We start from the raw sequence: 24912 nt of genomic DNA, 5'->3' as shown, positions 1-24912 counted from the left end.
GTCACCTCGGGCTCACAGACCGCACCGCGGCCTTCGGTCGGGCGGGGGGCTTCAGGAAACGCAGGACCGCGTTGCCGACGGTGTCGACGAGGTCGTCGTTGGGGGCCTTCGGGAACGCGACCATCTGCTCTTCGAGGGCGGGCAGCGGCTCGGCATGCGTGACCCGGGTGGGGATCAGCTGGTACAGGTTGAGGAGGCGTTCGGCGCGGGTTTCCTTCTTGTCGCTGTTGCTGAAGGTGATGACCTTGACGGGCAGGTCGTGGAAGACCTCAAGCCACAGGTCGCCGCCTTGATTCGACTCGACGAGGATCGCGCCGATCTCGGGAAACGACTCCAGGATCTGCAGGACCCGGGCACGTAGCGGCTTGCCTTTGAGCTTCACGGCTTGCGCGAACTTCACCAGGCAGCGGGCCTGGTTGGATCCGCTGGCGGGGGCCCAGCTGACGACGGACAGGCCGGTGTAGTCGCTGGTCTTCTTCGTTGTGACGGCGCCGTCAACGGACAGGTAGGTGCGGGCAGTGGGGAAGCTGCCGTAGGTGAAGTCGTCCTCGGACCAGTAGGCGCCGTCGGCGGCCATCGGGTCGTTGAGGTAGTTCTTCCGGTAGCTACGCGTGTGCTCGATCTTCTTCAAGAAGTCGAGGGGCCACTTCGACGGCCACATCGAACGTTCGTTGCCGTAGTCGTCTCGAATGATCGGCAAGTGGTGGTGAACACGGAACTGCTGCTCCCCCACCCACGCGTTGCCCTCGGAGCGTTCCTTCTTGCCCCACTTGATCAACTGGTGGGTGATACTCCCGGGCATCGTCACTGTCCCGGACAGGACGACGCGCGCATAAATGTTGAGGGGCAGGATCGCGTCGGCGACGGTCTTCAGCCGCTTGTCTGCCTGGTAGGCGCTGTAGTTGCTCTCGTCCGGCTCCACGTCGTCGAGTAGCAGGAGGTCGGGGCGTCGCTCCCCCACCTTCATGCCGAGCGAGCTGGAGTCGATGCCCTTCGCCGCGAACACGAACCCGTTGGAGCGGATAACCATGTGCTTGGCGTCCGACTCGGAGGCCCCGGACGGACGTCGGCCGGCCGTGCACAACTTGGGGAAGTCGCGGCGCAGGGCCGCGTTCTCGTCGACCTCCTTGCGGAAGGTTGCGAGGTGCATTTCCGCCTGCGGGCCGGAGTCCGCGAAGACGGCCGCGAACTTGATGTGCCCGTGCGCTGCGGCCCAGAGGGGCAGGATGAACAGCATCCACGTGCTTTTGCCGGTGTCGCGTGGGGCGAGGAACGCGTCGCGCTGCTCCATGGGTGCGCGCGGCGGGATGGCCCAGCGGCGGGCGAGGCGCACCCATTCGAGGTGGGCGTCAGCGAAGGTGACGTGCTTCTCGGGGTCGCGGAGGTGGTGCAGGCAGTAGAGGACGGCGAAGAGCAGCGGGTCGAGGCGTGTGGCTTCGATGCGGGCGTCGCGGTATTCGGGGCTGCCGTCGAGGAGTCGCGCGTCGATGCTGTTGACCCAGGCGGGGAAGTCGAACGTGTCGGCGTTCGCTGCCGGGTCGTAGGGGTCGGCGATGCGCGGCTGGTCGACGGAGGTGGTCACTCGCCGGGCTCCCGGTCGGCGCGCAGGCCTTCGATCACGTTGGCGTTCTTGGCCCGCATTTCGGCGACCAGTTCCTGCAACGCGACGTCCTCGCGGGTCACCTCGGTGATGGTCGCGTCGACTCGGGCGGGCGCATCGAGCCCGAAGAGCTTCCGCAGCGCGGCGGTGTTCTTCTCCCGCTCGGCTTCGATCCTGACGAGGCGGTCGATGGCGGCGAGGACGGGAGCGTCATCGATCAGCGGTTCGCCGTCGTCGAGCTTGATGACGCGACCGTTGTTGACGGTGATGTGGTGCCGCTCCAGTACTTCGATGGCGGCCTGTTCCAGCTTTTCGAGGCGTGGGAGTGCGGCTTCGATGCGGTCGAGGACGAGGGCCCGGTACGCGTCGATCTTGGGGTCGACGCGGCGAGCGCCTTCCTCGCGGACGAGTTCCTTGGCGGTGCTGGCGCTGATGCGCTGGCCTCCGGTGGGCCCGTCGGGGTGCTGGGTGAGGGTGTCGATGGCGCTGAAGTGCATGCCGCGCGCCCGGAGATCGAAGACGATCTCTGCCGCTTTGGCGCGCTCGGCAGAGTTTCTCTTCAAGTACGGGGCGGGTCCGCCTGCCATGCCTCACCCTCCTCAAGTCCATCGATTCTTCAGAATTACACCATCGTCACCTTTGAATCGTAGGTCATGGATTGACTTTGGGCACCAACTCACCTACCGCAACCCCCATCGCGGGCGCACCATGGAAGACAGTCCGCGACAGGAGGCGCCACCATGGCCACCCGAAAGAAGCCGAAGCTCGGGAGCGGCAAACGGTTCAAGCAAGTCGCCGCGTCCGCCCGCAAGTCCGGGGCCCGCGACCCCAACGCCGTCGCCGCGATGGCGGGCAGGAAGAAGTACGGGGCGAAGCGCATGGCGAAGATGGCCGCAGCCGGCCGACGGCGCGCAGCCAAGAAGCGCTGATGGTCTCCGACCGCGGGGGACGCGCCGGCTTCGTCTACCGGAGCAGGCACAGCGCGTACCGCGCACTGCGGCGGAAGGGTGCGAGCAAGGCGAAGGCAGCCCGCATCAGCAACGCCGGGCGCGCCTTCGCCGGGCGGTCCCGTATGGCGCGCAAAGGTTGGCGGACGCGCAGCCGTCGCAAGCGTTGACCTGTATCGCTATCGCCCCAATCGCCCGTGCTCTACCTTTCCTTCACTGAGCAAGGGGGGTACGCCATGAGGCGACACATCGTGGGGATCGCAGCGGCAGGGCTGCTGCTGGCTGGCTGTTCGGGGGAGAGCAGCGGCGACAAGCCGGAGTCGAAGGCCACCGTGGATGCAGCCGCCGAAACCGCCTCGGCCGTGCCGGTGAAGCTGTCCGAGAAGTGGGCGCCCAAGCTGGACGCCGCCGGCGACAAGGGCGAGCAGGGCGTGTGTACGAAGGTCGGATCGCCGGAGTGCGTCACGCACATCACGCAGCTCACCGAGGTGGTGTACGACGTCGAGACCGCCATCGAAGAAGCCGACGCGAAGGCGCTGTACCCGCGGTCGATGAAGCACATCGAGGACGTCACGGCAGCATCCGAGGCCTACGTCGCCGGGGAGTGCAAAGGCAGCACCGACACCACGTTGGGCGACTCCGCCTGCGCTGGCTACACGGCGACGCTGCTGCTCGGACCGGCCAGCCTGTCGATGACGCTGACGACGGACGAGTACTCGACCTGACGGTCGCCACACACGCCGATGGCCCGCCCCGGACGGTGGGGCGGGCCATCACAGCGCGGGGCACGGGCGGTCGGCGGTGGGCGGGAACACCTCCGGGTGCGCGGTCATCGGGTTCCTTCCGTGTCGTGGTTGCTGGTCTGGCCGCCAGTGGCCCGCACGCATCCCCGGCAGTCGCGCACGGCCCCGGCGGTGTATCCGGTGCACAGGTATCCGGTCTTCCCGCAGGCGGCTTCCAACAGCTCCCACCACTGTTCGCCGTCGGGTCGTTTGGTGCGGTGGCGGGTGCGGCCGTTGACGAAGCGCACGTCGCGGACCGGGTACTCGTCGGCGATCGGCGGGGCGGGCGGAGCGGTCACGCGCGGTCCTCCCAGCCCCGGGCAACGCCCGCAGCGCGGGCGAGCGCGGAGGCGAGCGGCAAACGCTGCGCCTCCGGCAGCAGCATGGTGCGGTCGACGTCGGCTCCCTGGCCCGTGGTGTCCCGTGCCCACACGGTGTACGCGAGGCGCATGCCGTCGGCTTCGGGGCGGACGGTGAGTTCCTCGTCCCAGCTGGCGGAGACCGTGCACTCGGTGCGCGCGTGAAGAGCGGCCAGGAGTTCCGGCATGGCGGAGGTGCGGAGCGAGAACTCGGGTCCGTCCGGGGTCACCTGGACGTGTGCGGCCTCGCAGATCTGCATCAGGACCACGCCGTCGCCCGGATCCTGCGACAGCCCCTCGGGGATGACGCGGAGGCGGGTTCCGTCCGGGGTGGTGTAGTCCCAGGGCTGCGGGGTCAGTTCGGCGATGACGGTGCTGAACGCGGTGTGGAAGTTCATCGGGTTCTCCATTCGGGTCAGGCTTCGTTCAGCCGGTTCACGGCTACTGCTTCGGCTGCCAGTTGCTGACGGGCCTCCTTCAGGCCGGCTTTGTGGCGGTTCAGCGTGTCCTTCGTCCGCCGGAGCGCTTCCTCCTGCTTCTGTGCGAGTTGTGCGAGCCGAACGACCTGCGCTTCGTGATGGCGGATCCGCATGGCGAGGGCCTCCACGCGTGGCCTGCGGGGTGCCTGCTTGCCGGCCGGGCCGCCGCGCTTCTTCGCGAGCTGCCCTCGGGCGAACTCTTCGAACTCGGTACGGACGACCCACTTCGTGCGCTTCTCGCGCGGCCCGGCCAACATCACAATCTTCGGGAAGTTGCCGTGCCGGGCGGCCCAGTTGGAGACAGCGGAGCGGGTGACGCCAACGAGGTCGGCGCCGGCCGCGAGGTGAATCAGCTCGTCCTCGCGGCCCTGGTATTCGGGGCGGAGCCAGGTGACGGGGTTCATCACTCTGCCTCTCGGCGGGCTTGCTGCTGCCAGCTGTGGCGTTCGGAGCGCTTGATGCGTCGGCGGGGGGCGTTCTTCCGGTCGCGACCGGGGGTCTGGCCGCAGCAGTGGCAGTCGCGTCCCCCGGGGCCGTCGGGGCAGTGGCGTCCGATCATGCGGGGCATTCGTGCTCCTATCGTTCGCGGCCGGGCATGTCGCCCCAGCCGAAGGTCAGTCCGGGGTTGTGGGCGGCAAGCACCCGGTTGGCGCGAGCAATCCGCTGATGCAGGTGCCCTCCGGCTTCGAGTCGCACGTCGAGTGGGCAGGCGGCGTGGGTGCGGGAGGTGAGGAGTCGCCCGCACAAGGCCGCCTCCGTGATCGCATCCCGCACGTGCGCGGGGAGTTGACGGCCGGACAGGGAGGCGACCGCATCCGGGACGGGGACCGTGCGCGGCGGGCGGGCAATCACGGTTTCTCCTTGGTGTGGTTCTCGCTGTCGGCGGCGAGTGCTTCGATCTCTTCCAGGCTGAGGCCGTCCAGCCCAGCCTCTTCGACCATGTACGGGAGCCGGTCGCGCACCCGGCGCATGGCGGCGGCGTCGTTTGCCCGGTAGGCGTTCAGATCAATGACGGCGCCGAGGGTGGCGCGGTGGTCGTAGCGGGACAGCGCGTACACCAGCCGGTACTCCTCGCCGTAGCGGTCGAAGGCGGCATCGTGGGCCGCGGCTTCCTTGGCCTTGCGTTCGTCGGCGCGAACCTGGTCCCAGGCGATACGGGCGTCCGTGGCGGCCTGCTGGCGGCGGAGGTAGGCGGCAGCGTCGGCGACAGGAATGACGCCCTCGCCGTCGCACTCGTAGCAGAGTCCGCCGATGCGCTTGTGGGGGACGTGGCGGTACGTGTCGAAGCCCTGCTTGCCGTTGCACTTAGGGCAGGTGACGTACTCCTGGTCCTGCTGCTCCACTCTCGCCACCCCCTGGTCTGACCTCTGGGTCCACAGAGAGCGAAGCAACCTTCGTTATGCGGTAGGAGCGGAGTACGACCGACAGTTCCGTTGCTCCGAAGAGCCTCGCTGCCATCCTCGTGCCCGGCGCTAGTGGGTCTATCTATGTCCCCCACCCCACGGGACCCAGCTCTCGCTGTCCCCGGCTCGGCCAGAGCGACCGCACAGTTTACGGTCGACACGGTTCCTCTATCACCACACTCGCCTTGGGCTTCGCCACTGTGTCCGCGTTTACGGGTCGATTCCCGGTACCCCTTTCGAGGCCGCTACCCAAGTTCTGCTTCGCTCTCTGTGGAGTTGTTGCCGGGTTGCCCCGACACCTCAACTGTAAGGGGACCCCTTACGTCATGTCAACCCACCCCTTACACTGAATTCATGACCACGCCGCCGCCCCCCTTCGAAAGCCTCAAACACCTCGCCGACCAGGGCGATCCGACCGACCGCGCCAAGAACGTCGGCAGAGTCCTGGAGTCCATCCCGGCCCTGCAGCACTGGCTACGGGAGATTCGCCAAGGCGCCGTTCGGGAGATGCGCGACAGCGGAATGAGTCACGCCGAGGTCAGCAAAGAACTAGGGCTCAGCAGGGCGCGCGCCCAGCAGATCGCCGAAGGGCGAGCCAGCGGCAAGCGAGCCGAGCCGCCATCCGCCGAGTAGCGCTTCCCGCATTCCGCCCTGTCTCCCCCACGACCCCGGCCAGACTGCGGTCATGGCGATCCGGTACGGGGTGCAGGCGGACAGCGAGGACGAGTGCGCTGAGGGGTTGGCGCGGCTGGTGGATGCGGGGATGGTGCCCGTCATGCTGCCGACACTGTTGACGGACAGGCGCTGGCTGGCCCGGGCTGTACCCGCACCGACGACGAAGGCCCCGGCCGAGGAATCCGGCCGGGGCCCTGGCATGTCGGGCTAATCAGTCCACCTCGCCTGCTTCTCGGTTTTGGTCGGCTGCGGCCCCCAGGATCATCGCGGAAACCTGGCCGCCCTGGCTGCCCGCTTCGTCGACGAGCCGGTTGGCGTAGGCAGCCTTCTCCGGGTCTTTGCCATTGAAGCCGCCCGCCCAGAGCTGGCGTGCCGCCTCGTGAATCTCGGCGTCGGTCGGGATACGCCCAGCTCCAGGCATCAGGCAGCCGCCTTCTCGCGGATGTAGCTGGCCATGACCATGGTTACGTCGACGGCATCGGCATCATCGGGCGCGTCGCGGACCCACCAGGGCTGTTCGTGGCAGTCCCGTCCGCAGTCGTCGATGCCGCCTTCGCAGCTGCCGTAGCAGTGCCGGTCGAAGCGGATCCGCCGGTGCTCCAGAGTGGCCGGGTCGATGGTGTAGCCGGTACGGATACGGGCCTGAGCCGTGCCGGCGTCCAGGTGGCCGAGGAGCAGGTAGCTGCTGTATTCGTCCAGCCAGACAACGAACCGGGGTTCGGGGCATCCGTCGAGGACCTCTACGAGCGGGACAGTGGTCGAGGCCACGGGCTCTCCTCCTGCTGCTGGTTGTTGGTGCGGGCCCACACGCCGCGGGTCGACGTGCGGGTTTCGCTCTTATCGGGCCCAGGGCCTGGGCTCGTAGTCGGCTGCGGCGGCGAAGATCTCCATCGCGACGTCCTGTCGGTCGGCTCCGGCTGCGACGGCCTCTTCGACGACCTTGTCGGCCTTCTTGCTGCTGCCGCGGCCGAGGTGTCCGCCGCGCTGGAGTTGGCGGGCGGCTTCCTGAATTTCTTCGGGGGTGGGTTTGGGCATGGGGGTCTCCTTTTCAGTGCCGGTCGATGTTGTCGAGGAGCCATTTGGCGAAGCGCCGGTCAGCTGCCCGGAAGATCTCGGCTGACGGGATCTGCGCACGGCCTGCTGCGTCGTGGGCGGCTTGGATGGCTTCGTGGTCCGGCTCGGCGCCGGAGTGGGCGTCGAGATATCCGGTGAAGAGGGCTTGGATGGCGGCTTCGCGGGGGTCGGTTTGGGTGGTCACGAGGTGCTCCTTCGATGGGCGGGTCAGATGCCGCGCGCGTGGGCGTGGTCGGCGGCGCGGCCGAGGTAGAGCAGGACGGGGGCGGCGCTGGTCTGTTCGGAGTTCCAGCTGGGGATCGTTTCGGCTCCGGGGAATGCGGCCTGGATGACGTCGAGGAGCAGCACGCAGGCGTCGTCGGCTTGGCGCCGGCTAGCGGCTTCGAGGCGGATGGCCCGGATCGGACAGACGGCTCCGTCGTCGTCGAATACGGCATCTCGGCACCAGCCGTCGCGCATGATCCGGTTGCGGGCCTGGTGGAGGGTTCCGGCGATCGGCGTCGTGTACGGGCTGGGGGGCGACGTCGGGGTGAGCGTCAGGGGTGCGGCGACCTCGACGGGCAGGGCCGCGGGAATGTGGGCGGTGTTGACGTCGAAGGCGAGTCCGGCCCGGTCGAGCCGGTCGGCCATGATCGCGTCGGTGAGGGCGAGCCGCGCCGCGAAGTCGAGGCGGGTTCCGATGTCGGGTGGTGGGCTTGCCTGTACGGGGGCGTGCGTGGTCATCTCTCTGGTGCCTCCTGCGCGTTCGCGCGTGGCGGGTGGAAGGGGCGCCCCTGATTGCTGGCAGGCGGGAAGGGGCGCCCCGGCTCAACTACTTCTCGCGCAGCGAGTAGCTCGCGATAGTGACGTCGGCAGCGGGGATGTTGTTGCTCTGCGCGTACCAGTTGGTGAGCCCTGCGAGGAGGGATCCCACGGTGGCGCCGGGCTGTCGGTCGTAGCTGCCCTCGATGCGCTGCGTCGTGAACTTCCCGTTGCTCACGGGTCCGCGCTTGAACGTGACGTCCCACGCGTAACGGGCGGCGGTGAGCCGGGTGTTCGGGTTGCTGTAGTTGGTCATGGCGTCTCCTTGATCGTGATGCGGTGGGATACCCGGCTTGGTTAGGGCAGGTCGCAGGCGGCTGCGACGATCTCGTAGTCCTCGAAACCTGCGGCCTGGGCGGCTCGGAGACTGTCCTCTGTTGCGGCGTAGCCGGGATGGGATTCGGGGACTCCTGCGGCGACCAGCCGGTTGCCTTCCCTGAGAGCCGTCACGGCGCGCTGGAAGACTTCTTCGCGAGTGGCCACGGGTCACTCCCCTTCGCCGAAGCGGACGGCCATGGTGGCGTCAAGGAGTTCTGCGGCTTCGCTGCCGTCGGTGGTGCGGGTGTCGAAGCGGGCATTCACCTCGGCGATGATGCGGTCGGTGGTGGCGCGGTCGCCGCGCTTCTTCGCGGCGACGTAGTCGCGGACGGACTGGTGGGTGTACTGCATGCGAGTTCTCCTCCTCGTGGGTTAGGGGCGGTAGGCGTTGAGGGCGCGGCGCAGCTTCGGGGGAAGGTTGCCGCGCTGGAGTTTCGCCAGGGCGGCGAGTTCGGCCTCGTCGAGGATTCCCTCGTAGTTGTCGCCGAGCGGGGCGCCGACCTGCCGCGGGGGGTCGGCCATGCCGCGCATCCCGACGGGCGGCTTCTCGTAGACGGTGCCGGACTGGCCCATCAGTCCCTGGACGGAGAGGTGCCCGGTCATCCAGTGGCCGGTGATGGGGCTGCGGTGGGTGAACGTGTGGGCGTCGTACAGCTGCGAGTCTTCGTAGGGGGCGAGGTTGCGGGCGATCTCCGAGACGGTGTAGACGACGGTTCCCTTACGGATGTGCCGCTCAAGGTCACGGGCACCCCTCTTGGTGGGCTCCCAGGTCTTGCCTGACATGACTGATCTCCATTCCGGTTTGTGCGTTATGTGACGCGGACACGGGCATGTTTCACCCAGGTTTGATGGTGTTTGGCAGGTCGGACGGGAGGTGGTCAGTCCCCGGGTCGGGTCCACCCTCCGTCCGTGTCGTGGCCAGCGAACAAAGGCGACGAAACGTCCTACTGTCCGGGGCGGTCAGGCCCCTTCGAGGAAGCTGAGCGCCGAGGCGACGTCATCCTTCCGGTAGCCGTTGACCCGGCCCCGGCTCTCGATCGTGACCTTTGTCGTCGGTCCTGCGCCGGCTGCACGCAGCAACTCGCCGAGGCGCTCGGCGGTCATGGATCCGCCGATGAACTCGGCCATCTCGTCGAGCTGCGCCACGTCCCGGTCGAAGTCCTGCATCGCCTTCAGTGCACCCCGACAAGCGTCCATCTGCTGGCGCTGCTCGGGAGTCAACTGAAAGACATTGCGTCCGGGCGTCCCGTCCCGCTTGGGCCCGCCAGCGACCGAGGAGAGGACGGTGGCGTTGAGGAGGTGCTTCTCGATCGGGTCGTCCCACTGCCCGGCCAGACGGCCCGCAGCCTCGCGAATCTTCGCCGCCTTCTCCAACAGCATCGTGACCTCACCGCGGTCGTCCTCGTCGAGGTCGAAGGACCGGGCAAGGTCGGTGACCCCGGCGAACGGGTTGACCAGCCACCCGAAGCCCGGACGGGGCGGGTCGAACTTGGAGGCGTCCCGGCCCCCGCCCGCCTGTCCCGCGCCAAGGATCGCGTTGGACTGGATGGCGTTCTCCACGCGCATTGCCCACCGGGCGCCACAGTTCATAGCCAGCGCCTGCGGAAGGACGTCGACGTCCGGGTACTGAGTGATCAGCACCATGAGGATTCCGGCGCCCGCCGCTACGGCGGACAGTTCGATCAGCGCTTCGAGGATCCCCTCACGCAGCGGCTTGCCGGGGCGCGTGTACGTGGCCAGCTCGTCGATGACCAGGATCTCCAAGCCACCAACCTGCTCAATGACGGGGGCAACCACCTTGCTCTTGCTGAGCTTGTCGAGGTCCCGCTCGCGCCGGTCCTTGTCCGCCAGCAACGCCTTCAGCAGAGCGAGGAGGCGCGCCGGGTCGGGCTTGAAGTAGGTGCTGGCGATGCCCGCCTTGGCGTAAGGGTTCCACTCGGCGTTGTTCTTGCCAGCGACGATCCGCAGGTTGATGCGCGGATCGAAGGACGCACCCACCACCAGGTTGGACGCGCCAACGCCCTTACCGGAGCGGGTGGTTCCCGCGATCACATAGGACTGGTTGTTGATCGCGAGGCGGATCGTGATGCCCCGCTTGTTCCAGGCGACCGGGACGCCGTCCTTCCAGGCGTCGATCTGGCTGGGCTTCTTGAGGAGTGGCGACGGCCGGGTGTCTTCGAAGGGGTCCCGGTCGGTCATCCACAGGGAGGTGCGGACTTCGTTGCCGGCCTTCTCGATGTCGACCATGGAGGCGTCGCGGCCGAGGGCCCCGGCCAGCTTGGGCAGTTTCTTCTTCAGCTCGGCGACGGTGGTGCGCGGCGGCAGGTCGAACACGACGGTGGTGTTGCCGTCGCCGTCGCGCTGCGGTACGGCCAGAATCTGGATCTGCTCGTGCGGCTTGACCTCGCCGATGTTGCGCAGTGCCTGCTCAAGTTCCTCCGAGGTGAGCGCGGGTGGCGGCGGGGCGTTGAACTCCCGCTGCCCGGCCTGCACTTCCGGCTTCGTCATGTTGATCGGCGTGGCCAGCTGCACCGTGATCGGGGTGGGGGCAGGCTGGCCGTCGACGAAAGGGCGGGAGACCAGGTACCAGCCGTAGCCGGCCGCCGTTCCGATGGCGGCCAGGAGGAGCGGCTGCCCATTGACGGTCATCTCGACGGCGCTGCCCAGCGCGGACAGGGAGCCGAGGCCACCACCGGCAATCGCGGCGGCACGGCCTGCACGCTTACTGTGGCGGACACTGTTGGCTTCGCGGTCGTTGGGCGCGAGCACCGGCGTGTTCCGCAGCGCTTCCAGCTTGGATTCGGCAGCGGCGACGTCCCCGGCCAGGCGGGACAGAGTGCCACTGTTGCTCTGTGTCTCGTTCATCTCTGCCTGGGCTTTGGCGACGGCGAAGCGGGCGTGCAGTTGCGCGGCGAGACGCTCCTGCTGGGCGATGCTCTGGTGGTGCTTGTCCTGCTTCTTCTGGATGGCGAGCTGCATGATCTCGACGTCGTCGATGTCGCGGGTGGCCAGCCAGTCCTTGGCGCGGGCGCCGGCGTGGCTGCGCTGTACGGCGAATGCCGCCTTGGCGCGCTGCTTGCGGGTGGGCTCGGCGGCCTCCTCGGCGGGCTGCTGCTCGATTGGGTCGGGCTGCACTTCGGTGGCCACTGGCCTAGTTCCTTCCTTGGGTGGGGCGGGGCCGGGTGGGCCCCGCGGGCGAGCGGTTTAGAAGCCGGCCCAGACGTTGCCGAGACCGCTGGCAGCGGAGCCGCCGAGCTGCTGGATCAGCGGGCCGAAGAACGTCGGGGCCAGGTAGACGCCGAGGGCGACGCAGATGAAGGCCTGCGCGAACTTCACGCTGCCCTTCTTGACCATGACGATGACGATGGCGAGCAGGGCCAGGCCGATAGCCACGGTGAGGCTGATGGTGCCGCCGCCGGCCTGCGTCTGGATCTGCTGCGGGTTGATGCCGTTGACTTGCCCGTTGACGTTCGGCTGATTCGGGTTCTGGAGCGCGGCCCCGCTGCCGTTGTCGGGGGTCAGCCCGGTGCCGATGTTCGGGTCGTCCTCCGCCTTGGCTGCGGCGAGGACGATCGTGGACGTCTGCTCGGGGGTGGCCCGGTAGCTTGCGGCGTCCATGCCGCGGACATGGACGACGCGGCCGTCCGGCATGGTCACCGGCGCTCCGGTGGCCCGGTTGATGGCGGTCTGCATGTCGGCGGCGGATGCGGTCGGCGCGGTGGCGGTGGTGATCGCGGTGGCGCCTCCGAGGAGGGCTACGGCCGCGCTGCCCGAAACGGCGATCCGGCGAAGGGTGGCGTTCATGACTGGGGTCTCCTGAGGGTGGGTTAGCTGTCGTTCGGGCGGGAGTTCTTGGCGGCGTTCGAGCGGCGCTTCGTCTCTCCGTGAGCGCGACGCGCGGCGGGGTGATAGCTGGGGGTATCGCCGGGCTGCCGGACGGGCGGAACGGGCTTGTACGTGGACCGGCGCGCAGGGTTCTTAATTTGGATCGCACGCTGTGCGTTCGTGGTCTTGCTGAGGGTGTTCACGGGGGTCCCGGTGAGGGCGGCTTCGACGCGCTTCTCGGCGGCGCGGCGGGCGGTGATGGACTCGATGGACTCGCCGGGGTCGCAGCCCTTGATGTTGCGGTAGGCGCGCACCCACACGGCGTCGTCGTCGGTGGTCGATCCAACCGCAGCGGCGATCTTCAGGGCCTCCTGCCAGACGTCCGGGAACTCCCGCTGGCGGTCCTCCGCAAGCTCGTACTGGGCCAGCTCGGTAGCCTCTTCGTCGGCCTCCTTTTCGGCGGCCCTCCGCTCCTCCTCGGCAGCTTGCTCCTCGGCCGCCTTCTTCACCGCGCGGCGCTCGTGCCACGACGGGCGGCCGTCGCGCTTGCGGATGCGTCCGTGCTCATGGAGGTCCCACATGCCGGGGCCTGCGATCGAGGCGAGCGCTGTACCGAACGCGGTCGCTGCGTCGTACTCGGCAAGCCCGTGAACGATGTTGATGCTGGCCGCGGTAAGCGCCCCCGCCCAGGCGACGAGCCGGTAATGCCAGTGCGGGCGCCCGGCAGTGACTGCGGCGGCGGCCCCGACGAGGGCGACCAGCGCGATCACCTCGATGAATACCGGGGCAATGAGCAGGTATTCGGCGTTCGGGTCGTAGAAGGCGTTCATCTGGACCGGCAGGGCGACCGCCGCGCACAGGCCGTAGAAGGCGAGGGCGACGTTCCTCCACCGCTTGCCGGACTTCTCGACGGCCTTCGCCTGCTCGGCCTCGGTTTGCTGCTGCTCCGCATCCTGGCGGACAGCCTGACGGCGGGCGCGTTCGGAGTCGTCGCGGCGCCGATTGTGGTCAGCGATACGCGCCTCAGATGCGGCCTTCTCCTCGGCCGTCTTGCGCTCAGCCCGGTCGTTGGCGAGGCGCTGCTTGCGGGCCTCTTCCTCGGCCTTGGCGCGGATGGCGTCGGCTTCGGCTTCGGCCAGCTTGAGGGCGGCCTCCTTCTCGGCTTCGGCGGCGAGGCGCCGCTCTTCGGAATCGGCCCAGGCGCGGGCCCGGATGGCTTCGGCTTCGGCCTGGGCGATCGCGTCGGGCTGGGGGGTGGGGGGTTCGGTGGCCTCCGGCTCGGTGGGGGTGGCCTCTATCGGCTGCCAGTCCCCCAGCACGGGCATGGCAGGCCGCGACCGGCCGTTCACCTTGGGCGGGCTGGCAGTCATGGCGGATTCAGTCCTTTCCGGGATCTTGGTGGGCAGTCAGGCGATGCGCTGGACGGTGACGTCAAGGTCGCGCGGGTCGGTCTTCGCGGCGGCGAGCCGCCGGTCGAGGTCGGCCCGGTCGTAGACGGTGATCGAGTCGGTCGGTGCCTTCGTGATCTGGTTCACCGGCTGACCGGTACGGGAGGTCGCAGTGAACATCCAGGCCGGCACGCTCAGTCCTCTCGATTGCGTCGGGTGCGGGTGGAGCGCCAGCCGAACCCGCCGGGCAGGTTCATCGACGTGGTGTCGCGGCCGGTCGAACTGCGGGTGTAGCGCGGCCCGTTGCAGGCGCCGACGGTGATCGACCACGACCGGCGGTTGATGTTGAGACGGACCTCGGGGAAGACCCGGAAGCTCTTGCGGAAGGTGATCGGCATCACGCCACCGCCTTCGCGAGCTGCCGGTGCAGGCGCTCCGCCGCTGCGGCTTCCCGCTCATCGCGGTCGCGCCGCAGGTTCGCCGCCCACACCTCGCGGTCGGACATCGGCTCGATGCCGTAGTTGTGGGCCAGGCCGCGGGCGACCAGCTCCCACATCCCGCGCCGGTTGACCTGGGCGGCGTGCACCAACTCGTGAATGACCGTCATGTCGGCCTCATCGAGACACCCGCGGTTCGCCTCAGCGTTGATCACCACGAGGGAGCCGCCCGGACGGATCGTCGTGCAGCCGGCGACACCCTGCTCGTGCCAGGCATCCCAGTCGCTCGTACCGAAGATCCGCTCATGCGCGGCACAGATCAGGTCCGGAATGCCCTTGGTGGTCGTGACCGCCAACTCGACCCGGCCCAGCGAAGACCGCGCATGCCGGGCGGCCAGACGACCGGCCTCGTCGGCGATCCGGGTGACACGCTCGACGACGGGACGATGCTGACGGCCGAGACGATGGCTGACGATGCGCACAGATCAGCCCTCCACTGCGGTGAAGCCGCCGCCGCGGCGCCGGATGCTGAAGCCGAGGCCGGACACCTGGGCGTGGACCGAGCCGGGCGCGATCTGCTCCAAGTCGTCGAGCAGCGAGGCGATCTGCTGCCCGATCTCCAGCGCCCTGCGCTCCTTGTCGCGCAGCTCCTCTGGGCTTCCGCTATGCATTGCTCAGTCCTCTCGATCGGATTGGATGCCTGTGCGTGCCCCGGCCTGCTTTGCTGCTCACGCCCGTGGTGGCCAGGCCGGGGCTGGGGTGGCGGGTCAGTCGAAGTAGGGGTCGTCCACGTACACCTCGACCCACCGTCGGCCGGTCCTCTCCTGGACCTGCTCGCGAACTGCCTCCTGGGCGTCCCCCGGGTGAGGGCCGGACACCTGCCCACGGATGCGCTCATCGATTTTCCCGTCGATGTCGCGGGTGATTGCGGTGAAGTTCCACGTGCCCATGACGGGCTCCTCTCGGGTTGGGTGGGGTTCGGGCTGGAGGTCGTGGCGGCGGGAGGGGCCCACCGCCACGACGCCACGACGCCAGGGGGTCAGGCCTTGCGGAGCTGGTCAGTCCTGTAGAGGGTGGTCCAGTTGGTGCCCGGCAGATCGTCAACCGGCCACTCGCCACGCTCCGGCGGACCGGCGATCGTTCCCTTCTGGCCGCACCGGAAATGTTCGGCATCCACGATCTCGACCCGGTCGCCCTTCTTGAACATCACGCGTCCTCTCAGTTGTCGGATTGGGTTGGTGCTGGTCGTGCTCGACGCCAACCCGCGGATGCGGGGCGGCGACTGGCGCGGCCAGAAGGGATGCCGTGGCGGTGGAACGGGAGGGGACCAGCCGGCCACCACCACGGCCGAACAGGGGTCAGGCGGCCTTCAGGTGCAGGTCGATGCAGTGCGACCGCCAGTCCTGATGCACCGGGCACGTCTGCCGCTCCGAGTCCGGCACCGCGTAAGTGGTCTCCCGGTACAGGGCGCGGGTGAAGCCGTCGCCGAACAGCTCGGTCATGACGTCGGCGACCGTGGTGCGCTCCCGGCGAAGGGCCGCCAGCGGAGTCGTGCGGGCCAGATCGGCGTCAGAGATGAGGTACGGAGACATGGGAGACCCTTTCGGTCACGGGAGCTGGTGAGGGTGGGGCGGAAGTTCGGGGTGGTTCAGCGGCCGGTGTAGGGCTGGGCGCGGCACTTCTCGGCATGGGACTGGGCCCACTCGCGGGCCGCCTGGACTAGCGGCAAGGAGGACTCGGCGGTCTTGTCCGCGTCGTCTTCCAGCAGCCAGTGACCGGCATGGTTCTTCTCGAAGTCCGGCGCGACGCAGCCGTTGCCGTGGCACTTCGCGACCGCGCCGACGGCGATCCGGTGTTCGTCGTGGGAACCCGGATTGTCGTAGACGTACTTGGTGCTGAAGGAGACGAGCGCCTCGACGGTGACCTCAGCCTCACCGGCGGCGGTGAAGCGGCCAGCCTCCTCACGCACCTTCACGTGCGGGCTGAAGTACCTGCCGCCGTTGTCGCGGTTCTTGCGATGGCTGCGGATCCGGTCGGCGAGCTCGGTCTTCAGGTCCGGGGCGCTCGGGGTGTACGACATGGCAGCCCTCCAGGGCGACGAAGAAGCGGTTCGGGGTTGGAAGCCGCGGGCTGGCGGGACGGGGGGAACCGGAACATCCGCCAACCCGCGGCGATCAGGGGCTGGCTAATGCCAGCTGCGGCAGCGGTCCCGCCAGTCGAGATGCACCGGGCAGGTCAGGCGATCGGCGTCCGGGGTCTGCTCGCGGGTCTCACGGCGCAGAACACGGTCCAAGTCGTCGGAGAACACGACCGGCATCCGGGGCTTCGTCGAGGCGGTCACGACTCGTCACCGTCCTCGAACGGCGGGACGATCGTCGCCCGGATCGCGCCGCGCACCTCCGGGTCCTTCGACCAGGTGAACTTGGCGTACAGGTGGGCGGCACCGTCCGAGTCGGTGCGCTCCGGCGTCACGGTCCCGCCGAGCACTCCGGCCCACGTCCGGAACGCGGCCCGCATCTCATCCGGTGTCGACGTCAACGAATCGACATCGCCGACCAGCGCACCCGACGTGGCGATCGTCCACGACAGCGCAGGCAACCCCAGCTCGGCAGCCGACGTCAGAAACTCGTCCAGCGCACGGTGCGCGGCACGCTGCCAACGCAACTTGAACTCATTCGCGGCAGACATCAGCGCACCGCCGACTGCGGGTGCGGGCCACGCAGATGCTGCGGAAGCGTCGGCTCCTTCGCCTTGTCGTGCTCGGCGACGAAAGTCCGCTCCACGCTGCGCATAGCGTCGACGGCCGCCTGCGGGAGTGAGGCCGTGTTGGCGGTGACGCTGCCATGGATCGCAGTGGCGCGGCGCAGGTCGATGGCCGGCTGCCCGAACAGCGTGGTGGCGCGGGCGAACAGACTAACGAGGCTGCGGTCCATCCAGCTCAGGGCGTCCGGCCGCTCGGAAGCATCCGTCATCGCGAGCGCCATACCGGTGCCATCCAGGGATCGGAGGATCAGGAACACGTCCCCGTCCGGAGACACCGGGCTGACGTACTCGACGGTCACCTCGATGTCGACGATGTGACCGGCACGGTCGGCCAGCCACAGGCCACCCGCCGTGCGGATGCGGCCATTCGCGGCCCTGTCGGCGAGGTAACGCTCGCGGGCACGCCACGTGACGTGGGACGCCGCATCGTGGGCCAGACGGTCGGCGGGGGAAAGTGGGGTTGCGGTGCTCATGCCGACACCGCCTTGACGATCCGGCGGAAAGCGGCGCGCACCGTCGACTGCATCTCGCGGGCCGTGAGACGGAAGTACCGGGCCGGCTCCTGCCGGAACAGCTTCCGGTGCGCGGCACGACGCTCGGCACGCTCACGGCGACGGCCAGCACTGCGGTACGCCGCCGCGAGCAGGTAGTGGCTGGTCTGGGTGGCCTGCAAGTCAGCGATCACGTCGGCCGACTCGGAAGCGAGGAAGCCGCGCACCGACAGCCGGACCGAGATATTGCGGGCCGACTGCTCGGCGCAACGCATGTGGGCGTAGTGAGAACGAGCGGTGGGGCGGTAGTGATCGACGCGCTCGGGCGTGCCAGTAGAGTTCTGCGTAGCCATCAGGGTGCTCCTCACAAGAGCCTGGTGGTCAGGGTCGGTGCGTGCGCGATGTAGGAGTCGCAAGCGCCCGGCCCGCTCTGCTTTTCGGTTGTGGTGTCGTCCGCGGACTGGGTCCGGTAGGAGTGGACGACTGCGCCAGTTTCTAGGTGGCGCCTTGAAGACTTGGTGCGACCGTAGAGGGCCCGCAGCGGCGAGTCAAGCGCCCAACTCAAGTTTTCTAGTTGCATCTTGAGCGACCGTCGGATCGCCCGTACTCTCACGTCATGGCCGACTCTCCCGACGCTCCCTACGCGCGCTACGACGACCAGCTGCGCGCAATCGAAGACCTGACCGAGCGCTGGGCCGCCTACCTCGACCTGGCCAAGTTCCTCGAGGACGAGCTCGAGCTGTGGCGGCGGAGACAGCGCCAGGAAATCGCGCAGGGGCTCCGGGTCGAGGGCAAGAAGTGGAAGGAGATCGGCACGATCATGGGAGACGTTTCTTTCCAGCGCGCCTTCCAGTACGGCAAGGGCGAGTGATCGAGGGTCCATGGGATCGAGTCAACGCGTGTGCGCGCGCTCAAACCATGAAGGCCCCATGCAGCAACATGCAGTGATCTGCAGCGGGTATGCAGGCGCCATGCAGACCCGCCGCGACAGGTCCCACAAACGCGGCCGAGGAGCCGATAGTGGACGTCGTTCACCAGTGGACCGGGCAGAAAGCAGCCTGGCTCAATGAAGCATTCGACATGACCCAGGAAGAGTTCGCGGGTCGCCTCGGAGTATCGGTGCGCAGCGTCGCCAATTGGCACGCCTCACCGAACATGATTCCTCAGCGCGAAACGCAGCGAATCCTCGACACGGCATACGAGAGGGCAGGTGATGCGGTGCGCCGGCGGTTCATCCACCTATCGCGCATAGCCGCAGGCCACATTGAGGCGCAGGCTCTGCGCGTGGCTATTGCAGTGGTGCGGCGCGAGGGTGAAGTGCTCCTCGTCTGCAGGCAGGACGGCACGGACATCACGTGGCAGTTCCCAGCTGGCATCGTCAAGCCGGGCGGCTCCGCCACGAAGGTCGCAGTCCGCGAGACGTTGGACGAGACGGGCGTGCATTGCATGGTCCGTGAGCATTTGGGTGAACGACTGCATCCCGTGACGCGGGCGCTTTGCTCATACTTCATTTGCGATTTCGTGCACGGTGAGGCGATCAACGGGGATGCTTCCGAGAATGCCGCCGTGGCGTGGGCGCCGATAAGGGATCTCGCGCGCTACATCCCAGCCGACCGCATCTTCCCGCCGATCCTGGACGCCTTGGAGGCAACCGTATGACCGAGACCATCACCGAGAAGCCCGGCATCAGTGCGGCAATCATCGTGCGCAACGACCGTGTGCTGATGGTGCGCCGAGCCGTCAAGGAGGGGGAGCTCATGTGGCAGTTCCCGGCGGGCGCGATCGAGGGCGACGAGTCCGCGGAGGCTGCGGCCGTTCGGGAGACGCTCGAGGAGACGGGCCTCACCGTCGAGGCGATCAAGCTGCTTGGGGAGCGCGTGCACCCGAAGACGGGCCGGCTGATGTCGTACACGGCCTGCGAGGTGCTCGAGGGCACGGCGCATGTGGCGGATGACGAGGAGCTGGACGCGGTCGCCTGGGTGGCCCACTCGGAGATCGCGGAGTACGTGCCCTACGGCTTGTTCGGCCCAGTGCAGGAGTACCTCGACAGCATCCTGCCGCACTGACGTCTTCCGGCCACCCTTGGCCGGCGGCCGATATGTCCGCGCGAGGGGACGGAGACGCGACACATCCTATCGGATCAGGCAAATCCGCGATCCGCCCAGCTAGACGACCAGATCGCCAACAGTCTGGATCTGTAACCAACTGCGCAAGCAGGGGCCGAAAGTGGCCTAGCGTCAGTAGCGGAAAAGCGAGCGGCCGAGGTGCGTCAACACCCCGGCCGTTTCGACCAGCGAGTTCACGCTCGCCGATCAACAACCACTCCCCGCTAGAGAAGAGGTCTCATGAACACCTTACTGCGCGACCCTGCGATGCCGCCTGCGGCATACGTCACGCCGCCCCTGTCGCCCGACCGCATCCTCGACTCCCCACTGGACGACCTGCTTGCTGAGGCCGGCGTTGAGATCGTCGACAGCTCGATCACGGACCGCGAGTTCTTCGGTGCGGTCGTGCAGCGGAGGAGCGGCGAGGTGTATCTGACCATGCCGACGGGGCGCAGCGAGCTTGAACACGACACGATGGCCCGCTACCTGCTCGCGCAGGTCTTCGAGGTCGGCCTGCCGGAGCTTTCGGAACCGTTCGTCACGAGTTGGATCTAAGGGCGAATTGCCAGGCGAATGCGGCCACTTGAGACCCATTCGCCACTAGAATTATCTGCAAAAAGACAGCGGCCGGACGGGGCTCATTCCGTCCGGCCGTTCGCCTATCCAAAGCGGGTCGCCACCCGCTTCGTTCACCCTCACCACCAAGCGAGGTCTACGCATGACGATACCGATGACACCGCCATGTCGCCACCAGGCGGTGACCGCGTGCTGATCGTGGAGCGGTCGAAGCCGAAGAACAACTTCGTCCAAATCCCCAACGAGTTGGTGAACGACGAGCGCCTGAGTGCCCTCGCCCGTCTGGTCTTGATCCAGATGCTCGCGCACCGGCCGGGTTGGCAGACCAACGCGGCGAAGCTGTGGGAGACGGCCGACCGGCACCGCGGCGCCCAGGCCGAGAGCAAGCGGGCCTTCCGGCGGGCCTTCGCCGAGCTGGAGGCGGTCGGCTACATGACCCGAGTGAAGACGAAGGTCCCCAAGGGGAAGCCGGGAGCAGGGGACTTCGTGACGATCCTGACGGTCTACGACACCTCGGAGAGATGACCTCTGGAAGGTGTCAGTGGCGAAGCCTTCCACCACGAACACTTCCTGACGGAACACTTCGTGAACGCGGCCCTAAAAGACCTACACGGGGTTACTCAACACTGGCTGGCAAACACTCCCGCTTCCGCGGCAGGCAAATATTTCGGGGCGAAGCCCAGCCGTAGTGCGTGCGCACGCGCGAGGCTTGATCGCCTCACATTGCTGGCAGCCGAGTCATGGCATGAGCTTCCCAGCGTGTAGCCGCACCGCTACCTGAGGGCTCCGCCTGCGCCAGGTGGGGCCCTTGCCGCGTCTGGGTTGTGCCGCCGCTCACACACCGGGCGGTACGACTTGCCGCCCGTCCCCCGGTTGGCGAGCCTGCGGTCAAGTGCCGTGCGGATGCCGGGGGTTGGTATGCAGTGCAAGACGTGCTCGTCGACCAATATCGAGAAGCTCGCCCACTACTGGCAGGCGCTGCCGGCGGAGTCGCCGTTGCGGGTGAAGTACGCGCCGCCGAGCAAGGTCGAGGCCCGGTACTGGGTGGCCCTGCTGGCGGTAGCGGCGGGTATCGCGTTCGCAGTGTCTGGCGAGGTACTGCTCGGGCTGCTGGTGGCGGTGGGCGGTCTCGTCTGGGGTGCGGTGATGCATGCGGGCGTTGAGGCGTACCAGCGGTCGTTTGCGGAGTGGAGTACGGCACGGATCTGCCTCGCCTGCACGGGACGGTTCTAGACGCAGCAGCGCGCCCCCGTACCGGAGTGATCCGGGCGGGGGCGTCGTCGTGTCAGGTCGGCGGGCAGTCGGGCCAGCATCGGTGGATGGGCCGGGTGACGGGCGCGTCCATGTCGCTGCGGTAGGCGCCCCGGATGCGGCGCCGGCAGTCGTGGCAGTAGCGCGGGGTGTTGCCGTGCAGCCGGGCCCAGAGGTCGCGGATGCGGTCGATCACGTTCACGGCTGCTCCCCTGCCTCGCCGCCGGCGATGGCCAGCTGCTGTTCGGCGGGGAGTTCGTGGAGGAAGCGGGCGCCGCCCCATGCGCGCTGCTTGACGGCGAGTGCGGCTTCTTCGCTGTAGGCGTCGAGCGAAACCCACTGGGCGGTGCACCAGGGCGTTTCCCGGTACCGGAAGCGGTGGAGGGTGCCGTGGGAGAAGCACCAGGCGTAGTTGACGATGACCTTCACGGCTGCTCCTGGATCTGGTCGGTGACGCCGCCGATGCGGCGTATGCCGTCGATGCTGATGACGCCCCGTCGTGCGGCTTCAGTGGTGATGCGCTGGTTGAGGCCGCGCGCTTCGTCGGCGGCGGTGAGCGCCATGTCGCGTTCGCGCCGCAGTTGCGCGGTGTCGCGGTGGTGGACGGCGAGGGCGGCGTCGATGATGTCGCCGGGGCAGATTCCTCCGGTCACCTCGTCGATGGCTGCCGCGTACTGCTGCCGCAGCGTCTCGCGGCCCTGTACGCCCGTCTCCGCCCCGCTCGGCCCTCCTCGCGGCTCCGCGCCCGCTTCCGGCACCTCCGGGCCGTCCTGGGGGCCGCTGAGTCCGTCCTGCGGGGGCGTGGCGGCCGACGGCGCCCCGCCACGCGGCTCGAACCCCTCCCCCGGCTCAACCCGTAGCCACCCGTCGCGGGCGAGCTGCACGAGTGCGTGGGCGAGCAGGTTGCGGCCGGTGGGGGTGCGTGCCGTCGCGTCGAGCATGTCGGCGCCTGCGGTGGCGGAGTCGAGGGCGGCCAGGGGCAGGTTGCGGGCGGCCGGGGGCACGAACAGGGTGCTGGTCTCGGGTGCCGGCTGGTCGGTCACGTCGTCTCCTTGAGGGGTTCGTCCGGCTGCCGACGGGTGTTGGTCGCTTCGGATGTTGGTGGCGGGGTTGGGTCGGGGCTCGGTTGTCCAGGTGACGCGCCGGTCGTGGCTGGCGCCTTGGTGGGTGTCGTGGCCGGCGGCCTGGTCGCAGATGGTGGTGTGGCTGGTGGGGTGGTGCTGGGCGCACAGGATGTGGGGGGTTGGGTTGGGGTGTGTGGGTGGTTGTGCGGCGAGGCCTTCGCAGAGTTGGCGGAGGCGGTCGAGGGCGGTCATCGGGTCCTCCGTGTGGCGCTGTTGGCGATCTCGCGGGCCGTGGTGCTTTCGCGGACTTCTATGTCGATGTGGTCGATGAGGAGCTGCGCCTCGTCGGACGTGAGGGTGATGCCGTTGGCGATGCGGGAGAGGAGTACGCCGAGGCTGTTGAGGCGGGCGCCACGGATCACGTCTTCGCAGTGGGGTTCGTCGCGCTGCTCGACGGTGGCCTGCGCGTCGAGTGCGGTCTGGCCTCGGCATGGGCAGCCGGGTGCCGGCGGGGTGAAGGGCCGCATGCGGAAGCCGAGGGTGAAGCCGGCGCTGGCGCTGAGGGTGGCGGTGAGGATCAGGTAGGTGATCACGGCTGGCCTCCGGTGACGGCGCGGGCCACGGCGTCCGCGTAGGGCTGGTCAAGAGCCTGCACCTCTGGGGTGAGGTCGTTGAACGGCACGATCGACCGGTGGTCCGGACGTGTGCGTGAGCGCCAGATGGCCCACGCGTCGTGGATGTCGGCGAGTCGCACGTTCGGCCCTTGGACGAGGGCGAGGAGGGTGTACAGGTCGAGGAGTTCGGGGGCGAGTCCGGGTGTCTGCGAGTCGAGTGCGGTGCGGATGTCGTCGATGTAGGTCACGGTGGTTCTCCGGTTGGTGTGGGCGAGACGGGCGGCGGTCACGCGGTCTGCTCGGGGCAGTTGTGGGCGCGGACGGTGCCGTCGTTCTTCGGCTCGAACAGGCGGCGGCAGTCAGGGCACGGGACCTTGGGCTGGCCGGGTTCGATGAGCACGGCGATCTCGTTGTCGAGGTCGAGCCAGACCAGCAGGGTGACGAGGGCGTCGGCTTCGAGACTGCGGCCTTTGCTGATGCGGGTGAACGTGGAGACGGGGAGGCCGACTTGGCGTCCGACGGCACGCCAGGTGAGGCCGAGGTCTTGGCGGTGGGCGTCGAGTCTGCGGTGGAGTTCGGGGACGTCGAGGCGGTGGGTGCTCACGCTGCCTCCTGGTAGCCGGATTCGCTGTACGGGGTCTCTAGGGCGCCAGGAGCGCATTGAGGGCAGCGAGGGGCTTCCGTGGCGTCTACGGCGCTCCTGGCCCCTGTGAGGCGCCGCCATGCGGCACGCGCTGCCCACGCGGCAGCCCAGCCGACGGCGGTGAGGATCGCTGCGCCGATGACGAGCCACACGGCGAGCGCGTGGGCGACGTACTCCATCGCCTCTATCGCCTCGAAGATCACGACGTGGGCTCCTTGCCGGGCTGGCCCGCGTAGATGCACTCGCCGTCTTCGGTCGCGCATCCGGTCTCGGACTGGGCCTCGGCAAGGCAGTTGCCGGAGATCGACGCGGCGCACTCCTTGCCGGGCTCGGCGACAACGGCGGGCTGCTCCTCCGCCTTGCTGCGCGCCGCCCGCAGAGCCGTGACGACCTGCTCCACGCGCTCCGGTCGGACGTAGACGGTCGTCTGTTCCGTGCCGTCGTCGCTGAACTGCTGCGCGCAGACGTAGACGATGGACGCCTGGCCGTCGAGCGTGGAGGCCATGGTGACGCCGATGATCAGTTGGTCGCTGTCGTCGTCGGCGTGGGTGAACGGCAGCGTCACGGCCTGCGTCTCGGGCTGCTGCTCCTCGTCGGCCACACGGCTCGGGCTGTCGACGGGCTGCGTGTCGAGCAGGTGCCGGATGTGCGCGGCCACCGGATGCACAGCTTCCGGCCCGGCCAGTTGACGGCCGGTCTCGTCGAGGCTGGCCGCGAACTCCAGCACCCGGGCGATCGCGGCCTCCTTCCGATGCAGCGCTGCGCACGCCTGCTCGTAGGCCCACGCGGTCGGGTACGGCTGCCGGTCGTGGGCGATGGCGAGGTCACGCTCGCGGCGGATGGCGGCCTGCTCGGCGTCCGCGACGGCCAGCACCGCGTTCGCTTCCGTCCAGAACGCCTGTGCGGGCCACCTCTCGCCCGTGGCCTCACAGATCGCCTGCGCGTACCGGTCGCGGCGTTCCACCGTGGGCGGTACGGCAACAGGCACGGCAGCAGCACGCGCGACTCCCTGCAACGCCGTCCGGTACTGGTGCACTTCGGCCCGAGCACGGGCCAGCTCGGCAAGCAGCGCCTCAACGTCATCCCGGGTCAGCGGGTACGAGTCGTGCGGCCACTCCTCCGAACGGAACTGGCTGCCGTAGGCGAACTCGGCGCCGAGGTTCACGGTGCCGGGGAGGGCGTCGAGATAGGCGCGGATCCGGGTAGCCGGGGTCTGCGGGTCAGCGTTCATGGGTTCGGGTTCTCCAGTCGGGTGCAGGGACGGGCTGCGTAGGGTTCGAGGTGCCGGCCGGGCGCACTACCGATGCGCCCGGCCGG

Annotated in this window: 50 protein-coding genes; 11 read left to right on the top strand and 39 right to left on the bottom strand. The window is 68.5% G+C overall.

Annotated features, from left to right (window positions below; all coding sequences use genetic code 11):
• Position 1 precedes the first annotated feature (1 nt).
• Entirely contained in the window at positions 2 to 1582 is a 1581-nt protein-coding gene (locus AB0I18_RS15710; protein WP_363106019.1) for a hypothetical protein, read from the bottom strand.
• Positions 1579 to 2187 carry a hypothetical protein gene (locus AB0I18_RS15705; protein ID WP_363106018.1) on the bottom strand — a complete coding sequence of 203 codons (609 nt, stop codon included), beginning with the start codon at positions 2185 to 2187 and terminating at the stop codon, positions 1579 to 1581. Before AB0I18_RS15705 ends, AB0I18_RS15710 begins: the two co-directional genes overlap by 4 nt.
• Before the next feature lie 153 nt (positions 2188 to 2340).
• Here AB0I18_RS15705 and AB0I18_RS15700 point away from each other — a divergent pair, with 153 nt between their 5' ends.
• From AB0I18_RS15700 to AB0I18_RS15690, 3 genes are all read left to right on the top strand, one after another.
• On the top strand, positions 2341 to 2529 hold the full coding sequence (locus tag AB0I18_RS15700) for a hypothetical protein (protein WP_363106017.1): 189 nt from the start codon (positions 2341 to 2343) through the stop codon (positions 2527 to 2529).
• Positions 2529 to 2717: a hypothetical protein gene (locus AB0I18_RS15695; protein ID WP_363106016.1), complete on the top strand. Its 189-nt coding sequence runs from the start codon at positions 2529 to 2531 to the stop codon at positions 2715 to 2717. The genes AB0I18_RS15700 and AB0I18_RS15695 overlap by 1 nt, the downstream gene beginning before the upstream one ends.
• A gap of 66 nt (positions 2718 to 2783) precedes the next feature.
• Positions 2784 to 3272, top strand: coding sequence for a hypothetical protein (locus tag AB0I18_RS15690; RefSeq protein ID WP_363106015.1), 489 nt, complete (start codon positions 2784 to 2786; stop codon positions 3270 to 3272).
• A 104-nt stretch (positions 3273 to 3376) separates the two neighbouring features.
• Here AB0I18_RS15690 and AB0I18_RS15685 read toward each other — a convergent pair whose 3' ends face one another.
• The 5 genes from AB0I18_RS15685 to AB0I18_RS15665 form a co-directional block, all read right to left on the bottom strand.
• Complete coding sequence (locus tag AB0I18_RS15685) at positions 3377 to 3628, bottom strand: hypothetical protein (protein ID WP_363106014.1); 252 nt, start codon at positions 3626 to 3628, stop codon at positions 3377 to 3379.
• Entirely contained in the window at positions 3625 to 4086 is a 462-nt protein-coding gene (locus AB0I18_RS15680; RefSeq protein WP_363106013.1) for a hypothetical protein, read from the bottom strand. Before AB0I18_RS15680 ends, AB0I18_RS15685 begins: the two co-directional genes overlap by 4 nt.
• A 17-nt stretch (positions 4087 to 4103) precedes the next feature.
• A complete protein-coding gene (locus AB0I18_RS15675) occupies positions 4104 to 4571 on the bottom strand; it encodes a hypothetical protein (RefSeq protein WP_363106012.1) in 468 nt (155 codons plus the stop codon).
• A 172-nt stretch (positions 4572 to 4743) separates the two neighbouring features.
• A complete protein-coding gene (locus AB0I18_RS15670; protein ID WP_363106011.1) occupies positions 4744 to 5019 on the bottom strand; it encodes a hypothetical protein in 276 nt (91 codons plus the stop codon).
• Entirely contained in the window at positions 5016 to 5510 is a 495-nt protein-coding gene (locus tag AB0I18_RS15665) for a hypothetical protein (RefSeq protein ID WP_363106010.1), read from the bottom strand. The genes AB0I18_RS15670 and AB0I18_RS15665 overlap by 4 nt, the downstream gene beginning before the upstream one ends.
• 414 nt (positions 5511 to 5924) lie before the next feature.
• On the opposite strand from AB0I18_RS15665, the gene AB0I18_RS15660 reads away from it, so the two are divergent.
• Positions 5925 to 6203 (top strand): sigma-70 family RNA polymerase sigma factor, encoded by a 279-nt coding sequence (locus tag AB0I18_RS15660; protein ID WP_363106009.1) that lies wholly within the window; start codon positions 5925 to 5927, stop codon positions 6201 to 6203.
• Between the two features lie 52 nt (positions 6204 to 6255).
• Positions 6256 to 6456, top strand: a complete 201-nt coding sequence (locus AB0I18_RS15655; RefSeq protein ID WP_363106008.1) for a hypothetical protein — start codon at positions 6256 to 6258, stop codon at positions 6454 to 6456.
• Here the strand turns inward: AB0I18_RS15655 and AB0I18_RS15650 are convergent, their stop codons facing one another.
• The 24 genes from AB0I18_RS15650 to AB0I18_RS15535 form a co-directional block, all read right to left on the bottom strand.
• On the bottom strand, positions 6457 to 6666 hold the full coding sequence (locus AB0I18_RS15650; protein WP_363106007.1) for a hypothetical protein: 210 nt from the start codon (positions 6664 to 6666) through the stop codon (positions 6457 to 6459).
• The gene (locus tag AB0I18_RS15645; protein WP_363106006.1) at positions 6666 to 7013 is read right to left on the bottom strand and encodes a hypothetical protein; all 348 of its coding nucleotides are present in this window, start codon (positions 7011 to 7013) and stop codon (positions 6666 to 6668) included. The genes AB0I18_RS15650 and AB0I18_RS15645 overlap by 1 nt, the downstream gene beginning before the upstream one ends.
• Positions 7014 to 7082: 69 nt before the next feature.
• Entirely contained in the window at positions 7083 to 7280 is a 198-nt protein-coding gene (locus tag AB0I18_RS15640) for a hypothetical protein (RefSeq protein WP_363106005.1), read from the bottom strand.
• Positions 7281 to 7293: 13 nt separating this feature from the next.
• Positions 7294 to 7503 (bottom strand): hypothetical protein, encoded by a 210-nt coding sequence (locus AB0I18_RS15635; protein WP_363106004.1) that lies wholly within the window; start codon positions 7501 to 7503, stop codon positions 7294 to 7296.
• A gap of 23 nt (positions 7504 to 7526) precedes the next feature.
• Positions 7527 to 8042 carry a hypothetical protein gene (locus AB0I18_RS15630; protein WP_363106003.1) on the bottom strand — a complete coding sequence of 172 codons (516 nt, stop codon included), beginning with the start codon at positions 8040 to 8042 and terminating at the stop codon, positions 7527 to 7529.
• An 88-nt stretch (positions 8043 to 8130) separates the two neighbouring features.
• The gene (locus tag AB0I18_RS15625; RefSeq protein ID WP_363106002.1) at positions 8131 to 8376 is read right to left on the bottom strand and encodes a hypothetical protein; all 246 of its coding nucleotides are present in this window, start codon (positions 8374 to 8376) and stop codon (positions 8131 to 8133) included.
• Between the two features lie 41 nt (positions 8377 to 8417).
• Positions 8418 to 8603, bottom strand: a complete 186-nt coding sequence (locus AB0I18_RS15620) for a hypothetical protein (RefSeq protein WP_363106001.1) — start codon at positions 8601 to 8603, stop codon at positions 8418 to 8420.
• Positions 8604 to 8606: 3 nt separating this feature from the next.
• Entirely contained in the window at positions 8607 to 8789 is a 183-nt protein-coding gene (locus AB0I18_RS15615) for a hypothetical protein (RefSeq protein WP_363106000.1), read from the bottom strand.
• 21 nt (positions 8790 to 8810) lie between these two features.
• Positions 8811 to 9221 (bottom strand): hypothetical protein, encoded by a 411-nt coding sequence (locus AB0I18_RS15610; protein ID WP_363105999.1) that lies wholly within the window; start codon positions 9219 to 9221, stop codon positions 8811 to 8813.
• A gap of 177 nt (positions 9222 to 9398) precedes the next feature.
• Complete coding sequence (locus AB0I18_RS15605) at positions 9399 to 11585, bottom strand: hypothetical protein (RefSeq protein ID WP_363105998.1); 2187 nt, start codon at positions 11583 to 11585, stop codon at positions 9399 to 9401.
• Between the two features lie 57 nt (positions 11586 to 11642).
• Entirely contained in the window at positions 11643 to 12242 is a 600-nt protein-coding gene (locus AB0I18_RS15600; RefSeq protein WP_363105997.1) for a hypothetical protein, read from the bottom strand.
• 23 nt (positions 12243 to 12265) lie between these two features.
• The gene (locus tag AB0I18_RS15595; protein ID WP_363105996.1) at positions 12266 to 13633 is read right to left on the bottom strand and encodes a hypothetical protein; all 1368 of its coding nucleotides are present in this window, start codon (positions 13631 to 13633) and stop codon (positions 12266 to 12268) included.
• Positions 13634 to 13669: 36 nt separating this feature from the next.
• A complete protein-coding gene (locus AB0I18_RS15590) occupies positions 13670 to 13798 on the bottom strand; it encodes a hypothetical protein (protein WP_363105995.1) in 129 nt (42 codons plus the stop codon).
• Between the two features lie 47 nt (positions 13799 to 13845).
• Positions 13846 to 14049, bottom strand: a complete 204-nt coding sequence (locus AB0I18_RS15585; protein ID WP_363105994.1) for a DUF4236 domain-containing protein — start codon at positions 14047 to 14049, stop codon at positions 13846 to 13848.
• Positions 14049 to 14570: a hypothetical protein gene (locus AB0I18_RS15580; RefSeq protein ID WP_363105993.1), complete on the bottom strand. Its 522-nt coding sequence runs from the start codon at positions 14568 to 14570 to the stop codon at positions 14049 to 14051. The genes AB0I18_RS15585 and AB0I18_RS15580 overlap by 1 nt, the downstream gene beginning before the upstream one ends.
• 3 nt (positions 14571 to 14573) lie before the next feature.
• On the bottom strand, positions 14574 to 14759 hold the full coding sequence (locus AB0I18_RS15575) for a hypothetical protein (RefSeq protein WP_363105992.1): 186 nt from the start codon (positions 14757 to 14759) through the stop codon (positions 14574 to 14576).
• 96 nt (positions 14760 to 14855) lie between these two features.
• A complete protein-coding gene (locus tag AB0I18_RS15570) occupies positions 14856 to 15038 on the bottom strand; it encodes a hypothetical protein (RefSeq protein WP_363105991.1) in 183 nt (60 codons plus the stop codon).
• Positions 15039 to 15127: 89 nt separating this feature from the next.
• A complete protein-coding gene (locus tag AB0I18_RS15565) occupies positions 15128 to 15295 on the bottom strand; it encodes a hypothetical protein (protein ID WP_363105990.1) in 168 nt (55 codons plus the stop codon).
• Positions 15296 to 15446: 151 nt separating this feature from the next.
• On the bottom strand, positions 15447 to 15680 hold the full coding sequence (locus tag AB0I18_RS15560) for a hypothetical protein (protein WP_363105989.1): 234 nt from the start codon (positions 15678 to 15680) through the stop codon (positions 15447 to 15449).
• 56 nt (positions 15681 to 15736) lie between these two features.
• Positions 15737 to 16168 carry a hypothetical protein gene (locus AB0I18_RS15555; RefSeq protein WP_363105988.1) on the bottom strand — a complete coding sequence of 144 codons (432 nt, stop codon included), beginning with the start codon at positions 16166 to 16168 and terminating at the stop codon, positions 15737 to 15739.
• A gap of 105 nt (positions 16169 to 16273) precedes the next feature.
• Complete coding sequence (locus tag AB0I18_RS15550) at positions 16274 to 16429, bottom strand: hypothetical protein (RefSeq protein WP_363105987.1); 156 nt, start codon at positions 16427 to 16429, stop codon at positions 16274 to 16276.
• Positions 16426 to 16776 carry a hypothetical protein gene (locus tag AB0I18_RS15545; RefSeq protein WP_363105986.1) on the bottom strand — a complete coding sequence of 117 codons (351 nt, stop codon included), beginning with the start codon at positions 16774 to 16776 and terminating at the stop codon, positions 16426 to 16428. The genes AB0I18_RS15550 and AB0I18_RS15545 overlap by 4 nt, the downstream gene beginning before the upstream one ends.
• On the bottom strand, positions 16776 to 17324 hold the full coding sequence (locus tag AB0I18_RS15540; RefSeq protein ID WP_363105985.1) for a hypothetical protein: 549 nt from the start codon (positions 17322 to 17324) through the stop codon (positions 16776 to 16778). Before AB0I18_RS15540 ends, AB0I18_RS15545 begins: the two co-directional genes overlap by 1 nt.
• Complete coding sequence (locus tag AB0I18_RS15535) at positions 17321 to 17695, bottom strand: hypothetical protein (protein ID WP_363105984.1); 375 nt, start codon at positions 17693 to 17695, stop codon at positions 17321 to 17323. The genes AB0I18_RS15540 and AB0I18_RS15535 overlap by 4 nt, the downstream gene beginning before the upstream one ends.
• Before the next feature lie 263 nt (positions 17696 to 17958).
• On the opposite strand from AB0I18_RS15535, the gene AB0I18_RS15530 reads away from it, so the two are divergent.
• From AB0I18_RS15530 to AB0I18_RS15505, 6 genes are all read left to right on the top strand, one after another.
• Positions 17959 to 18213, top strand: coding sequence for a hypothetical protein (locus AB0I18_RS15530; protein WP_363105983.1), 255 nt, complete (start codon positions 17959 to 17961; stop codon positions 18211 to 18213).
• 149 nt (positions 18214 to 18362) lie between these two features.
• Positions 18363 to 19001 carry an NUDIX domain-containing protein gene (locus AB0I18_RS15525; RefSeq protein ID WP_363105982.1) on the top strand — a complete coding sequence of 213 codons (639 nt, stop codon included), beginning with the start codon at positions 18363 to 18365 and terminating at the stop codon, positions 18999 to 19001.
• Positions 18998 to 19408: an NUDIX hydrolase gene (locus AB0I18_RS15520; protein ID WP_363105981.1), complete on the top strand. Its 411-nt coding sequence runs from the start codon at positions 18998 to 19000 to the stop codon at positions 19406 to 19408. The genes AB0I18_RS15525 and AB0I18_RS15520 overlap by 4 nt, the downstream gene beginning before the upstream one ends.
• Positions 19409 to 19687: 279 nt before the next feature.
• Complete coding sequence (locus AB0I18_RS15515; RefSeq protein ID WP_363105980.1) at positions 19688 to 20002, top strand: hypothetical protein; 315 nt, start codon at positions 19688 to 19690, stop codon at positions 20000 to 20002.
• A gap of 186 nt (positions 20003 to 20188) precedes the next feature.
• The gene (locus AB0I18_RS15510) at positions 20189 to 20548 is read left to right on the top strand and encodes a hypothetical protein (RefSeq protein ID WP_363105979.1); all 360 of its coding nucleotides are present in this window, start codon (positions 20189 to 20191) and stop codon (positions 20546 to 20548) included.
• A gap of 393 nt (positions 20549 to 20941) precedes the next feature.
• On the top strand, positions 20942 to 21256 hold the full coding sequence (locus AB0I18_RS15505; protein WP_363105978.1) for a hypothetical protein: 315 nt from the start codon (positions 20942 to 20944) through the stop codon (positions 21254 to 21256).
• Between the two features lie 52 nt (positions 21257 to 21308).
• On the opposite strand, the gene AB0I18_RS15500 is transcribed toward AB0I18_RS15505, so the two are convergent.
• The 8 genes from AB0I18_RS15500 to AB0I18_RS15465 all read right to left on the bottom strand — a co-directional run bounded on the left by AB0I18_RS15500 (position 21309) and on the right by AB0I18_RS15465 (position 24826).
• On the bottom strand, positions 21309 to 21476 hold the full coding sequence (locus AB0I18_RS15500; RefSeq protein WP_363105977.1) for a hypothetical protein: 168 nt from the start codon (positions 21474 to 21476) through the stop codon (positions 21309 to 21311).
• Positions 21473 to 21703 (bottom strand): hypothetical protein, encoded by a 231-nt coding sequence (locus AB0I18_RS15495; RefSeq protein ID WP_363105976.1) that lies wholly within the window; start codon positions 21701 to 21703, stop codon positions 21473 to 21475. The genes AB0I18_RS15500 and AB0I18_RS15495 overlap by 4 nt, the downstream gene beginning before the upstream one ends.
• Positions 21700 to 22317: a hypothetical protein gene (locus AB0I18_RS15490; RefSeq protein WP_363105975.1), complete on the bottom strand. Its 618-nt coding sequence runs from the start codon at positions 22315 to 22317 to the stop codon at positions 21700 to 21702. The genes AB0I18_RS15495 and AB0I18_RS15490 overlap by 4 nt, the downstream gene beginning before the upstream one ends.
• Positions 22318 to 22586: 269 nt before the next feature.
• Complete coding sequence (locus tag AB0I18_RS15485; RefSeq protein WP_363105974.1) at positions 22587 to 22931, bottom strand: hypothetical protein; 345 nt, start codon at positions 22929 to 22931, stop codon at positions 22587 to 22589.
• A complete protein-coding gene (locus AB0I18_RS15480; RefSeq protein ID WP_363105973.1) occupies positions 22928 to 23242 on the bottom strand; it encodes a hypothetical protein in 315 nt (104 codons plus the stop codon). Before AB0I18_RS15480 ends, AB0I18_RS15485 begins: the two co-directional genes overlap by 4 nt.
• Entirely contained in the window at positions 23239 to 23556 is a 318-nt protein-coding gene (locus AB0I18_RS15475; protein ID WP_363105972.1) for a hypothetical protein, read from the bottom strand. Before AB0I18_RS15475 ends, AB0I18_RS15480 begins: the two co-directional genes overlap by 4 nt.
• Complete coding sequence (locus AB0I18_RS15470; protein WP_363105971.1) at positions 23553 to 23798, bottom strand: hypothetical protein; 246 nt, start codon at positions 23796 to 23798, stop codon at positions 23553 to 23555. Before AB0I18_RS15470 ends, AB0I18_RS15475 begins: the two co-directional genes overlap by 4 nt.
• Positions 23795 to 24826: a hypothetical protein gene (locus tag AB0I18_RS15465; protein WP_363105970.1), complete on the bottom strand. Its 1032-nt coding sequence runs from the start codon at positions 24824 to 24826 to the stop codon at positions 23795 to 23797. Before AB0I18_RS15465 ends, AB0I18_RS15470 begins: the two co-directional genes overlap by 4 nt.
• Between the last annotated feature and the right edge of the window lie 86 nt (positions 24827 to 24912).

It is taken from the genome of Streptomyces sp. NPDC050704, assembly GCF_040654355.1.
Taxonomy (GTDB): Bacteria; Actinomycetota; Actinomycetes; order Streptomycetales; family Streptomycetaceae; genus Streptomyces.
This window is presented reverse-complemented; position numbering and strand designations above follow the sequence as displayed.